The organism is Rhizobium sp. BR 317, from assembly GCF_047445835.1.
Taxonomy (GTDB): domain Bacteria; phylum Pseudomonadota; class Alphaproteobacteria; order Rhizobiales; family Rhizobiaceae; genus Rhizobium; species Rhizobium paranaense.
On record NZ_JARWLB010000028.1, the window covers coordinates 25,922 to 38,575 of the forward strand.

The 12,654-nt window shown below is 61.5% G+C and carries 13 protein-coding genes and 1 riboswitch; of the genes, 8 read left to right on the forward strand and 5 right to left on the reverse strand.

Translation table 11 applies throughout. From position 1 onward, the window contains the following. Positions 1-2: 2 nt before the first annotated feature. From bioB to QD357_RS28740, 6 genes are all read left to right on the forward strand, one after another. Entirely contained in the window at positions 3-986 is a 984-nt protein-coding gene (gene bioB / locus QD357_RS28715) for a biotin synthase BioB (RefSeq protein WP_414125592.1), read from the forward strand. Continuing rightward, positions 983-2,143, forward strand: coding sequence for an 8-amino-7-oxononanoate synthase (locus QD357_RS28720; protein WP_414125571.1), 1,161 nt, complete (start codon positions 983-985; stop codon positions 2,141-2,143). Before bioB ends, QD357_RS28720 begins: the two co-directional genes overlap by 4 nt. Beyond that, entirely contained in the window at positions 2,125-2,763 is a 639-nt protein-coding gene (bioD, locus tag QD357_RS28725; RefSeq protein ID WP_414125593.1) for a dethiobiotin synthase, read from the forward strand. Before QD357_RS28720 ends, bioD begins: the two co-directional genes overlap by 19 nt. After that, a complete protein-coding gene (locus QD357_RS28730) occupies positions 2,760-4,031 on the forward strand; it encodes an adenosylmethionine--8-amino-7-oxononanoate transaminase (RefSeq protein ID WP_414125572.1) in 1,272 nt (423 codons plus the stop codon). Before bioD ends, QD357_RS28730 begins: the two co-directional genes overlap by 4 nt. Further along, entirely contained in the window at positions 4,028-5,014 is a 987-nt protein-coding gene (locus QD357_RS28735; RefSeq protein ID WP_414125573.1) for a beta-ketoacyl-ACP synthase III, read from the forward strand. Before QD357_RS28730 ends, QD357_RS28735 begins: the two co-directional genes overlap by 4 nt. A 113-nt stretch (positions 5,015-5,127) precedes the next feature. Further along, entirely contained in the window at positions 5,128-5,760 is a 633-nt protein-coding gene (locus QD357_RS28740) for a GntR family transcriptional regulator (protein WP_183938894.1), read from the forward strand. A gap of 2 nt (positions 5,761-5,762) precedes the next feature. On the opposite strand, the gene QD357_RS28745 is transcribed toward QD357_RS28740, so the two are convergent. From QD357_RS28745 to thiC, 5 genes are read right to left on the reverse strand one after another with little or no spacing between them, the layout of a single operon-like run. Beyond that, positions 5,763-6,377 carry a thiamine phosphate synthase gene (locus QD357_RS28745; protein ID WP_414125574.1) on the reverse strand — a complete coding sequence of 205 codons (615 nt, stop codon included), beginning with the start codon at positions 6,375-6,377 and terminating at the stop codon, positions 5,763-5,765. Beyond that, positions 6,374-7,147, reverse strand: coding sequence for a thiazole synthase (locus QD357_RS28750; RefSeq protein WP_414125575.1), 774 nt, complete (start codon positions 7,145-7,147; stop codon positions 6,374-6,376). Before QD357_RS28750 ends, QD357_RS28745 begins: the two co-directional genes overlap by 4 nt. A gap of 3 nt (positions 7,148-7,150) precedes the next feature. Beyond that, complete coding sequence (gene thiS, locus QD357_RS28755) at positions 7,151-7,348, reverse strand: sulfur carrier protein ThiS (protein ID WP_183938888.1); 198 nt, start codon at positions 7,346-7,348, stop codon at positions 7,151-7,153. Then, entirely contained in the window at positions 7,339-8,319 is a 981-nt protein-coding gene (gene thiO, locus QD357_RS28760) for a glycine oxidase ThiO (protein ID WP_414125576.1), read from the reverse strand. Before thiO ends, thiS begins: the two co-directional genes overlap by 10 nt. Before the next feature lies 1 nt (position 8,320). Continuing rightward, a complete protein-coding gene (gene thiC, locus QD357_RS28765; protein WP_414125577.1) occupies positions 8,321-10,147 on the reverse strand; it encodes a phosphomethylpyrimidine synthase ThiC in 1,827 nt (608 codons plus the stop codon). A 92-nt stretch (positions 10,148-10,239) separates the two neighbouring features. Further along, positions 10,240-10,372: riboswitch (TPP riboswitch) on the reverse strand. Positions 10,373-10,706: 334 nt separating this feature from the next. Between thiC and QD357_RS28770 the strand changes: the two genes are divergently transcribed. After that, positions 10,707-11,681 carry a UDP-glucuronic acid decarboxylase family protein gene (locus tag QD357_RS28770; RefSeq protein WP_414125578.1) on the forward strand — a complete coding sequence of 325 codons (975 nt, stop codon included), beginning with the start codon at positions 10,707-10,709 and terminating at the stop codon, positions 11,679-11,681. Next, positions 11,678-12,652 carry a UDP-glucose 4-epimerase GalE gene (gene galE, locus QD357_RS28775; RefSeq protein ID WP_414125579.1) on the forward strand — a complete coding sequence of 325 codons (975 nt, stop codon included), beginning with the start codon at positions 11,678-11,680 and terminating at the stop codon, positions 12,650-12,652. The genes QD357_RS28770 and galE overlap by 4 nt, the downstream gene beginning before the upstream one ends. The last annotated feature ends 2 nt before the right edge of the window (positions 12,653-12,654 follow it).

Genomic DNA, 12,654 nt, shown 5'->3' on the forward strand with positions numbered 1-12,654 from the left:
AAATTTCGGAGTTTTCGACGATTTCTGCATCAGCATCGCCTGGCATTACGTTGGGTGAAGCCAAAACTATCTATAATTTGCCATTTAACGATCTGCTCTTCCGGGCTCAAACCATCCACCGCGCTCATTTCGACCCCAACGCCGTGCAGATGAGCCGGCTGCTATCGATCAAGACAGGCGGATGCGCCGAGGACTGCGGGTATTGCAGCCAGTCCGCCCACTATCCGACCGGCCTAAAGGCCTCGAAGCTGATGGAAGTCGAACGCGTTCTCACTGAGGCGCGCAAAGCCAAGGATGCGGGTGCGACTCGCTACTGCATGGGGGCGGCGTGGCGCAGCCCGAAGGACCGCGATATGGACACGCTGGTTGCCATGGTCGAAGGCGTGAAGGCGCTCGGCATGGAAACCTGCATGACGCTCGGCATGCTGACGGAGACACAGGCAGGCGAACTCGCGGAAGCCGGCCTCGACTACTACAACCACAACATCGACACCTCCGAGCGCTTCTATTCCGAAATCATCACCACCCGAAGCTTCGCGGACCGGCTCGATACGCTGGAAACCGTGCGTATGGCCGGCATCAAGGTGTGCGCCGGCGGAATCCTGGGCATGGGCGAGACGGTCGACGACCGGATCTCGATGCTGCTGACGCTAGCAAACCTGCCCGTGCCGCCGGAAAGCGTGCCGATCAACCAGCTCATCCCCATTCCCGGTTCGAAACTGGCCGACGCTGAACCTGTCGATGCGATCGATTTCGTCCGCACGATCGCACTGGCGCGCATCCTGATGCCGACCTCGCATCTGCGCCTTTCGGCCGGACGCACCGAAATGAGCGACGAGATGCAAGCGCTCTGTTTCTTCGCGGGCGCCAACTCCATCTTCGTCGGCGACACGCTGCTGACGGCGGACAATCCCGGCGACGATCACGACACCGCGCTCTTCCGCCGCCTCGGCCTTTCTCCCATGCCGCTGGAGCCGGCGGTGTGACGGCGACAATGCTTTCGGACTATGCCGCAACGCTTGAGGGCCTGCGACGCAAGGCACGGCTGCGCAGCCTGGCGCCGCAGCGTGGCATGGACTTTACGTCAAACGATTTTCTCGCTTTTGCGGGCGCACCACGCCTCAAGGCGGCGATCATCGCGGCGATGGAAAGCGGCGTTCCGGCGGGCGCGGGCGGCTCGCGCCTGCTGCGCGGCAACCATCCGGAACACGAGGCGCTGGAGATGGAAGCCGCCGAATTCTTCGGCGTGGAACGCGTGCTCTATTTCGGCAGCGGCTATGCCGCCAATTCCGCGCTTTTCTCGACCTTGCCGCGGCGCGAAGATCTGATCGTTCACGATGCGCTTATCCATGCCAGCGCCCATGAGGGCATTGCAGCCAGCAAGGCGGCAGCCGTCAGCATCGACCACAACGATGCGAACGCCTTCGATGACGCGATTCGAAACTGGCGCAGGGAGGGCGGTAAKGGCCGGCCCTGGATTGCAGTAGAGAGTCTATATTCCATGGACGGCGACCAAGCGCCGCTTGTTGCCCTCGCCGATATTGCCGATCGTCACGAGGCCTTCCTAGTGATCGACGAGGCCCATGCCACCGGCGTTTTCGGCACGGGCGGCAGAGGGCTTGCGGCGGGGTTGGAGGGCCGGGACAATGTGCTTGCCCTACATACCTGCGGCAAGGCGCTGGGCGTATCGGGGGCGCTGCTTGCCGTGCCGCGCGTGCTCGCCGACTATCTCGTCAACCGCGCCCGCGCCTTCATCTATTCCACCGCGCCCTCACCTCTCATGGCGGCGGGCGTGCGCGAAGCCTTGCGCATGGTGGATGACGAACCCGAGCGCCGCGAGGCCCTGGAGCGTCTGGTCGCCTTTGTCGGTGACGGATTGAAGAGCCGATTCGGCATAGAACCGAGCGGGTCGCAGATCCAGCCGGTTATCATCGGCGACAACGCGCGAGCGGTCCGAATTGCCGAAACTCTTCAGGCTCAAGGGTTCGATATCCGCGCGATCCGTCCGCCGACCGTGCCGGAGGGCACCGCGCGCCTGCGGCTGTCGATCACGCTCAACGTCGATTCGGAGCAGATTGCGCACATGCTGGATTGCCTCGCTGCTGCCATGGAGGAACACAGGAGATKACCGCCCGTTTCGTAGTAACCGGCACGGATACCGGCATCGGCAAGACCGTGTTTGCCGCGGCGCTGACGGGCGCGCTCAACGCCCGATATTGGAAACCCGTGCAATCCGGACTGGAAGATGAGACAGACAGCGAAGCCGTCGCCCGACTGAGCGGGCTGCCCGCTGAGCATATCCTGCCGGAAGCCTATCGCCTTTCCGCCCCGCTCTCACCGCATCTTTCGGCGCGTCTCGACGGCGTGGAAATCGACCCGGCCCGGCTCGAGCCGCCAGCCTGCACCGATCCACTGGTCATCGAAGGAGCCGGCGGCCTGCTAGTGCCGGTCACGAAAAATACGGTCTTTGCCGATGTCTTCGCCCGGTGGCGCCTTCCCGTCATTCTCTGCGCCCGAACCTCGCTCGGCACCATCAATCATACGCTGCTGTCCATCGAGGCTCTGCGCAGCCGCGATATCCCCCTTTGCGGCGTAGCCTTCATCGGCGCGGAAAATGCCGACACCCAAGCGACCATTGCGGCCGTCGGGCAAGTGAAGGTGTTGGGACGGCTGCCTCTGCTGGAAAGCCTGACGGGCGAAACCCTACGCCGCGCCTTCCGCGAGAATTTCGACATTGCATCCCTGATGGAGGCAAACGCGTGACCCCCTCGCCCGTCTGGCACCCCTTTACTCAGCATGCCCTCGAACCGCCGATGAAGCGCATCGTCGCGACCGAAGGCGCGTATCTGTTCGACGAGGAAGGCAATCGCATCCTCGACGCAATCTCGTCATGGTGGGTGATCACACATGGCCATCGCCATCCCGGCATCATGGCGGCAATCCGCGAGGCGACGAAGGCCTACGACCAGATCATCTTCGCCGAATTTACCCACGAGCCCGCAGAACTACTCGCGGAACGTCTGCTCGCCTTCGCGCCCCCTAAACTGAAACACGTCTTCTATTCGGACAGCGGATCGACGGCGGTCGAGGTGGCGATCAAGATGGCGCTCGGCACGTTCCACAATCGTGGCATCGCGCGTGATCGTATCGTTGTGATGGAACACGGCTATCATGGCGACACGATCGGCACCATGTCCGCGGGAGAGCGTGGCGTGTTCAATGCGCCCTTCGAGCCGCTGCTCTTCGGCGTCGACCGCCTGCCCTTCCCCGAACCCGGCCGGGAACAGGAGACGCTCGACGCATTCGAAGCCATCTGCCGTTTGGGAAAGGTCGCCGCCATTCTGGTTGAACCACTGGTGCTCGGCGCGGGCGGCATGAAATTCTATGGCAACGCCGTGCTTTCCGCTTTGAAGGAAATTGCCGGCCGATACGGCTGCCTGTTCATCGCCGATGAGGTGATGACCGGCTGGGGTMGCACCGGCACACGCTTTGCCTGCGAACAGGCAGGCGTCACCCCGGATATCCTCTGCACCTCGAAGGGCCTAACCGGGGGCGCCCTGCCGCTGGCGGCAACGCTTTGCACGGCAGAGATTTTCGAGGCCCATCTGTCTCGCGACCGGCGCAAGACCTTTTTCCATTCGAGTTCCTACACCGCCAATGCAATCGCCTGCGCGGCGGCCGTCGCCAATCTGCAGGTCTGGCAGGACGAACCAGTGGAAGCCCGGATTGCCGAGCTTGCAGCGCAGCACACCCAGCATCTCCAACGCTTCCGGAACGACAAGAGATTTGTAAACGTTAGGCAATGCGGAACGATCGCCGCCCTCGATCTTGCGGTACCGTCAGGCGGCTACCTCGCCGAAGCGGGGCCGCGCATGCGCAAGCTGTTTCGCGAACGCGGGCTGCTTGTGCGCCCGCTCGGAAACGTCATCTACCTGATGCCGCCTTATTGCACGAGCGCTGCGGACATCGCCGCCGCCTATGACGCGATCGACGAAGTCGCCTCGCTCGTTCTGGAGGAGACGGGATCTTGACGCCTCTCTCCTCCCGCCTCGCCGGATTCGGTCATGCCGTTCCATCCCGCATCGTCCACAATGCGGAAATCGAAAGCCGACTCGGCCTCGAKGAAGGCTGGATCGAAAGGCGCACCGGCATCCGATCTCGCCATTGGGCAACCGAGGGCGACACACTGAGCGGCCTTGCAGCCGAGGCCGGAAAAATGGCCCTTGAGGATGCCGCGATTGCGCCGGGCGAGATCGCCATGACCCTGCTTGCCACCTCGACGCCGGACCATCTTTTGCCGCCCTCGGCGCCGCTTCTGGCGCACAAGCTCGGCTTGCCAAATTCCGGAGCCATCGATCTTGCCGGAGCTTGCTCCGGCTTCCTCTACGCGCTGACGTTGGCGGATGGCTTCGTGCGGGCGCATGGACGAGCGGTACTCGTCGTTGCCGCCAATATTCTCAGTCGCCGCATCAATCCGGCGGAACGGGCCAGCGCCGTTCTGTTTGCCGACGGTGCCGGCGCTGTCGTACTTGCTCCGTGCCGCGATGGTCAAAGCGGCCTCAAGGCAGCCGTGATGGCTTCGGATGGGAGTGGCTATGATCTGATTACCATTCCATCCGGCGGCAGTAATAAGCCTTTTTCTCCAGAGACTGCGGCAGACGAAGTACTAATGACGATGCGCGACGGGCGCGAAGTCTTCTCCCGCGCTGTCGATCTGATGACACGCACCTCACGCCAGGCGATGGACGAGGCAGCCGTAACGGTCTCCGCCATCGACCGCTTMATTCCGCATCAGGCGAACCTCCGTCTTTGCGACGCGGTTCGCCATAGTCTCGAATTGGAAGAAGGCAAGCTTGTCAGCACGATCGCGGAATTCGGCAACTCTTCGGCCGCAACCATTCCGCTGTCCCTTTCCGTCGAAAATCGCCGCAAACCATTCAAATCCGGGGAGCGCCTTCTCATGGCCGCCGCCGGTGCTGGCCTGGCGGGCGGGGCTGTCATCCTTGCGGTCTAAACTGACGCTGTGGAACAGCTACAGTTGTATGAAGAATATGGAGAATCAACAAAGGGGCAGGTAAGCATAGGACATTGAGTCGATGCGCCCCTTCTGAAACCGATGATAATTCAATGAGCGTTGCAAAAGATGATCCAATTGCCGTGCGGATAAGCCGGACACTCGCGGATCGCATTATTTCAGGCGTGATCGAAGCCGGCGCCAAGCTCAGGCAGGATCACATTGCCGAGGAATTCGGCGCGAGCCATGTGCCCGTGCGCGAGGCTTTCCGTCGCCTGGAATCCCAGGGGCTGGTGGTCAGCCAGCCGCGCAAGGGCGTGCGTGTGGTCGGCTTTAGCGTCGAAGAGGTGCGCGAAGTAGCCGAAATGCGCGCCGCCCTCGAAGTATTGGCGCTGCGCAATGCCGCACCTCATATGACCAAAGCCATCCTGGACCAGGCCGAAGAGGCGATCCACGCCGGCGATCGCGCGACTGACGTTCAGGCCTGGGAAGAGGCGAACGGCACGTTCCACCGTCTCATTCTGTCTCCCTGCAACATGCCGCGCCTGCTGAAGACGATCGAAGACCTGCATGCGGTCAGCGCACGCTTCCTGTTTTCCGGCTGGCGGGCGGAGTGGGAAGCGCCGACCGACCGCGATCATCGTGCCATTCTCAACGCGTTGCGCGCTGGGAATGTGGACGTCGCCACGGCGGTCCTTTCGCGCCATGTGCAATGGATGGGCCAGAAGCCGGGAAGCAGATCGTAGTTTCAACCTTCTCGGTGAAATGACCGGGTTGCACCAATCCACGCCAGGGTCCGTTGTTCGGGATCGGGATTGCGCGTGATGTCGGTCACCACGGCGGCACTATCCGCCCCATTTTCGAAGACGCCGGCAATGCGCTCCACCGTCAGCCCGCCAATAGCGACGAGCGGCAGCGAGCCGATGCGGCTCTTCCAGTCGCGCAGACGGTCAAGACCTTGCGGCGCCCAGGGCATCACTTTGAGAATCGTGGGATAGATCGGACCGAGCGCGATATAATCCGGGCGCGCCGCAAGCGCGGTTGCCAGCTCCGCCTCGTCGTGCGTGGAAAGTCCCAGCTTAAGGCCAGCCTCACGAATAGCGGCAAGATCGGCCGTCGCCAAATCCTCCTGGCCGAGATGGATGAAATCACAGCCTTCTTCGATGGCAAGCTGCCAATAATCATTGACGATCAACTGGCACGCATGCGCCGCGCAGACTGCTTTTGCCCGCCGGATGTCTGTGCGGATGTCCGGTAGCGCGCGTTCCTTGATGCGCAGTTGCACGAGTTTGACGCCGAGCGGAACCAGCCTTTCGATCCAGGCGGCACTGTCGACGATCAGGTAGAAGGGATCGAGCTTCATGCGAATACCGCCTTTCCAATCACGGGTGTCGACGGAACCGCCATGTCGCGCGGCTCCAGCATGCCGGCGCCGAATGCCTGGCGGCCAGCCTCAATCGCCTTGGCGAAGGCTTCTGCCATCGCGGCGGGATCGCCCGCACCGGCAACCGCGGTGTTCAGAAGAACCGCATCGAAACCCAGCTCCATCACGGCCGTCGCATGCGACGGCCGGCCGATGCCTGCGTCGACGATCAGCGGCACCTCTGGAAAATGCGCGCGCATGGATCGAAGGGCCGAAGGATTGAGTGGCCCCGCCGCAGTGCCGATCGGAGCGCACCAGGGCATCAGCACCTTGCATCCCGCCTCCAGCAGGCGCTCAGCCACCACTAGGTCGTCAGTCGTATAGGGAAAGACCTCAAAGCCGTCGCTGGCAAGAATGCGGGCGGCCTCCACTAGCGCGAAGACATCCGGCTGCAGCGTATCGTGATTGCCGATCACCTCCAGCTTGATCCAATTGGTCTGAAACACCTCGCGCGCCATCTTGGCCGTCAGCACCGCCTCGGATACGCCGTGGCAACCAGCGGTGTTGGGAAGAACGCAGACGCCGAGCGCCCGGATCATATCGAAAAATGCGCCGCCATTGCGCCCGCCGGCCGTTTCCCGGCGCAACGACACGGTGACGATCTCCGTCCTGGATTGCTTGACAGCTTCGGCCAGGACKGCCGGCGAAGGATAACGTGCTGTGCCGAGAAGAACACGCGATCCAACCTGGGTACCATAGAGATCAAGCATGGTTCAGCCTCCCTGCATCGGGGTCAGGATCTCGATCCTGTCATTGTCGTTCAGAAGGTGATCATCGCGATCCTCGCGATGGACGAGTTCGCCGTTGACGGCGGTTGCCAGCCACTCGCCCTCATAATCGAGCACGGCCAGAAGCTGCGAAAGTGTGGTTGCGGCAATTGTCTCGGGTTCGCCGTTTATGATCAGGCGCATCGGGGGCTCCTTTGCCTCGTCTGTTCGGAAAAGACCAGATCCGCGGCTTCGACCGCCATGGTGGGTGCCAGCAAAAAACCGTGGCGATAAAGGCCGTTGAGGATGATGACATTGCCCTCCCGCGACACCCGCGGAAGGTTGTCTGGAAAGGCAGGACGGATGCCGGAGCCGGTCTCGACGATGGCGGCATCGGCAAAAGCGGGATGCAGCGCATAGGCAGTGTTCAGCAGTTCCATCAACGAGCGGGCGGTGATCGGCCCTTGGAAATCCGTCTCGATCATCGTTGCGCCGACCATGAACAGGCCTTTGCCGCGTGGCACGATATAGACGGGAAAGCGTGGATGCAGCAGTCGGACAGGACGCGCAAGCGTGACCTCCTCCGTCTGCAGATAGAGCATTTCGCCCCGGACACCCCGCAATTCCCCGTTCTGACCGATGCGGGCGGCGCCCGTGCAATCGACGACTTCGGCGAATTCGCCGTCATCCTCAATTTCATCGGCAAAGGTCACGCCCTTTGCTGAGAGATCGTTCTTCAATGACTGCAACACCTCGCGGGGATTGAGGTGCGCTTCCTGCGGGAAGAACAAGCCATGCCGGAATCGACCCGAAAGAGAGGGTTCGAGGGTGGCGATTTCGTGTTCCTCTACCCAGCGATAGCCGGTCGTGCGGCTGGCAAATCGCTTCAGCTCGTTTTGATCGCGGTTCAGCGCGACGACGAGCGTTCCATTGTGGACGACCTTGCCGGGAACAATTGCTTCCCATCGGTCGACGGAATCGCGGCCATGCTCGAGAACGGCTTCATCGGCACTTTCCCGTTCGCACCAGGGCGCCAGCATGCCGCCGGCGAGCCAGGAGGCGGCTTGGCGGAAATTCCGGCTGGGATCTATGATCCTGACCTCTGCACCGCGCCGAAGCAGTTCATGAGCGACCGTGAGGCCGGCGACGCCGGCCCCTTTGACGAGGACACGCATGTCATTCGGCCGGATGTGCGGCGCCGTCAATCGGCATGTAGAGGTCGCCGCCCTCCCGATATTTTGCCGCCATCGCTTCCAGCCCCTCCTTCTGCGCCTCGGCGCGGATGTCGTGCGAAATCCGCATGGAGCAGAATTTCGGGCCGCACATCGAGCAGAAATGCGCAACCTTGTGGGCCTCCTTCGGCAAGGTTTCGTCATGGAAGCTGCGGGCGGTGTCGGGATCGAGCGACAGGTTGAACTGATCTTCCCAGCGGAATTCGAAGCGGGCACGCGACAGAGCATCGTCACGCACTTGGGCGGCCGGATGACCCTTGGCAAGATCGGCCGCGTGCGCGGCGATCTTGTAGGTGATGACGCCCGTCTTGACGTCGTTGCGGTCTGGCAGGCCGAGATGCTCCTTCGGGGTGACGTAGCAGAGCATGGCCGTGCCGAACCAGCCGATCATCGCCGCGCCGATCCCTGAGGTGATGTGATCGTAGCCCGGCGCGATATCGGTCGTCAGCGGCCCGAGCGTATAGAAGGGCGCCTCGCCACAGACGGCGAGCTGCTTGTCCATGTTCTCCTTGATCTTATGCATCGGAACATGGCCGGGGCCTTCGATCATCACCTGGCAATCTTTCGCCCAGGCGATCTTCGTCAGTTCGCCGAGCGTTTCCAGTTCGGCAAACTGCGCGGCGTCGTTGGCATCAGCGATCGAGCCGGGGCGCAGGCCGTCGCCGAGCGAGAAGGAAACGTCATAGGCGCGGCAGATGTCGCAGATTTCCTCGAAATGCTCGTAGAGGAAGCTCTCGCGGTGATGATGCAGACACCACTTGGCCATGATCGAGCCGCCACGCGAGACGATACCGGTGACGCGATTGACGGTCAGCGGGATGTAATGCAGCCGCACGCCAGCATGGATGGTGAAGTAATCGACGCCCTGTTCGGCCTGCTCGATCAACGTGTCGCGATAGACTTCCCAGGTCAGCTCCTCAGCAATGCCGCCGACCTTTTCCAGCGCCTGATAGAGCGGCACCGTGCCAATCGGCAGCGGCGAATTGCGGATGATCCATTCGCGGATGTTGTGGATATTGCGGCCGGTCGAGAGATCCATGACCGTATCGGCGCCCCAGCGGGCCGCCCAGACCATTTTCTCAACCTCTTCCGCCATCGAAGAGGTGACGGCGGAATTGCCGATATTGGCGTTGATCTTCACCAGGAAGTTCCGGCCGATGATCATCGGCTCGCTTTCCGGATGATTGATATTGGCCGGGATGATCGCCCGACCCGCCGCGACCTCCTGGCGAACGAATTCCGGGGTCACATGATCGGGAATATGGGCACCGAAGCTCTCGCCATCGCGAATCAGGGCTTCGGCCTTGGCCTTGCGGCCGAGATTTTCGCGGATAGCGATGAATTCCATTTCCGGCGTGATGATGCCGGCGCGCGCATAGGCAAGCTGGGTAACGGCCTTGCCGTCCTTGCCTCGCAGCGGCTGGCGCTTAGCCGGAAATTCCGGCGTCAGCCGCTCGCCGCTGACAAAGCCATTGTCTTCGGGACGCACATGGCGACCTTCATAGGCCTCGACGTCGCCGCGCGCGAGTACCCAATCGCGGCGGAGCTGTGACAAGCCCTGCTCGATGCGGATATCAGCCCCTTCGACAGTGTAGGGGCCTGAGGAATCATAGACGACGACCGGCGGCTCGCCCGATGTCGGATGAACGCTGATCTCGCGCATCGGCACACGGATATCGGTGTGAAGGTCTCCGGGGATGTAGATCTTCCGCGACGCCGGCAGCGCGCCGGTGGTGACAGTCGGGGTGAGGTTTTTTGCGGCAATGTTCATGGTTTGAGGCTCCAAGTTGCAGTTGGAGACCCAGTCAATCAGCCGGAATGATGGAAAGACGCCGGCATAGAATCCACGCGGGAATCCGAAGCCTTCGAGCGCTTGCACCGTCCCTACGCCAGTATGAACTGGATCAGGTTCAACGGGTCACTGCGCCCACAATCGGCAAAGCCGTATTGTTCAGCAGTATCTCAGCCCCTTGCCGGGACCCCCCTGGTGAATGTCGCAAAGACTATGTCCGGGGCTCGGCTTGTGTCAACCCTGGAACCACAGCCTCGGCAGACCAAGCCGAATAGGTCCGCTCGCCATCAGACTAAAGTCCTACTCATGGCAAGACTTACGTCCGAAGACGCAATCTTTGGTCCGAACGCCATGGATTTGTACCGACTGCTGCTCCAGTTCCCTCCGGCGAAGAAAGCGGCGGGGTATCCGACCGCTTTTGCGAAGTATGCGGAGAAGGTCGATGAAGATGAACGCCCAAGACAGCATCCTCGCCCCGACGCCTGTCGCGGTTTCAGACGGTAGCCGCGTCACCATGTTGGCTGCGAGATAATCGGCCATGCAGCAAGCAAAGCGAATCCTAGTTACAGGCGGTGCAGGTTTCCTCGGATCATTCCTGTGCGAACGACTTCTTCAGGAAAAACAGGAGGTTATCTGCGTAGATAATTTCTTTACGGGACGTAAGAGCAACGTCTCGCACCTCCTGGACAACAAGTCGTTCGAAATCGTCCGCCATGATATCACCTTTCCCCTCTACGTAGAGGTCGATGAGATTTACAATCTCGCTTGTCCGGCAAGTCCGGTTCACTACCAATACGATCCGGTACAGACGACCAAGACCAGCGTCCACGGTGCGATCAACATGCTGGGCCTCGCCAAACGGGTCGGTGCAAAGATCCTCCAGGCCTCCACGTCCGAAGTCTATGGCGATCCCGAGATCCATCCCCAACAGGAGGATTATTGGGGCCGGGTGAACCCGATTGGCCCGCGCTCCTGTTACGACGAGGGCAAGCGCTGCGCCGAGACCCTGTTCTTCGATTACTGGCGCCAGCACCGGCTCCAGATCAAAGTGGCGCGCATCTTCAACACATACGGTCCAAGAATGAGCCCCGATGACGGCCGTGTCGTTTCCAACTTCATCGTGCAGGCGCTGCAGAACGAGCCGATAACGGTTTACGGCAACGGCCAGCAGACGCGGTCGTTCTGCTACGTCGACGACCTCATAGACGGCCTGGTTCGCCTGATGGGAACAAAGGAAGAGGTCACCGGCCCGATCAACCTTGGCAATCCGGCGGAGTTTACGATGCTGGAGCTTGCCGAACTCGTCATAAAACTGACCGGCAGCCGATCGAAGATTAAATTCCTGCCCTTGCMTGCCGACGATCCCCGTCAACGGCAACCGGACATCGGCGTTGCCATGCGTGAACTCGGCTGGAAGCCGAAGCTCCAGTTGCGAGACGGGCTTGCCAAAACGATCGCCTATTTTGACGAGCTGCTTTCGTCGGACGATTCGCACGCGGTCGCTGCTGAATGACGACCGTCCTCGTCACAGGCGGAGCCGGGTATATCGGATCGCATTGCTGCAAGGCGTTCGCGGAGGCCGGTTGGTCGATCGTCACCTACGACAATCTCTCCCGCGGCTGGCGTGACGCTGTAAAATGGGGGCCTCTGGTCGAGGGTGACATTGCCGACGCCGAGACTCTCGCGGCAGCGCTGCGCCAGTATCGCCCTGACGTCGTGGCCCATTTCGCCGCCTACGCCTATGTCGGCGAATCCGTTGAATTTCCGGAACTCTACTACCGGAACAACACATTCGGGACGTTGGTGCTCATCGAGGAAATGCTGAAAGCCGGGGTCAACCGGCTGATCTTTTCAAGTACTTGCGCTTCCTACGGCATTCCGGTGCGAACCCCGATCGACGAGACCCATCCGCAGTGGCCGATCAATCCCTATGGGTGGTCGAAATTCATGATCGAACGGATGGTGGAAGATTTCTCCCGTGCTCGCGGCCTCAATGCAGTGATGCTGCGATATTTCAATGCCGCCGGATGCGACCCTGATGGCGAAATCGGCGAACGGCACGAACCCGAGACGCATGTCGTTCCACTTGCCATAGAGGCGGCGATCAAGCCGGGCCGGGTCTTTACCATCAACGGCACCGATTTCGATACGCGAGACGGCACCGCCGTCCGCGACTACATCCACGTCACCGATCTGGCGCGTGCGCATGTCCTTGGCGGTGAGAAGCTATTGCGGGATCGAGGGGTGCATGTCTACAACCTCGGCACGGGCAACGGAACGACCGTGAAGGAACTCGCCGACGCCGTCGGCCGCGTCTCCGGAAATACACTTCCCATAGCCTACGGACCCCGCAGACCCGGCGATCCGCCAGCTCTCGTCGCCTCTGCCGCCAAGGCCGAGCGGGAGCTTGGATGGGCGCCCAGGCATTCCGACATCGATGGGATCATCGACACGGCACTCGCCTGGTATCGCAGCCGGATGTGACC

Coding starts and splice junctions, on each gene's coding strand:
- thiC (WP_414125577.1), bottom strand. CDS start 10,147: ATGAACATTGCCGCAAAAAACCTCACCCCGACTGTCACCACCGGCGCG.
- thiO (WP_414125576.1), bottom strand. CDS start 8,319: ATGCGTGTCCTCGTCAAAGGGGCCGGCGTCGCCGGCCTCACGGTCGCT.
- QD357_RS28740 (WP_183938894.1), top strand. CDS start 5,128: ATGAGCGTTGCAAAAGATGATCCAATTGCCGTGCGGATAAGCCGGACA.
- galE (WP_414125579.1), top strand. CDS start 11,678: ATGACGACCGTCCTCGTCACAGGCGGAGCCGGGTATATCGGATCGCAT.
- QD357_RS28745 (WP_414125574.1), bottom strand. CDS start 6,377: ATGAAGCTCGATCCCTTCTACCTGATCGTCGACAGTGCCGCCTGGATC.
- thiS (WP_183938888.1), bottom strand. CDS start 7,348: ATGCGCCTGATCATAAACGGCGAACCCGAGACAATTGCCGCAACCACA.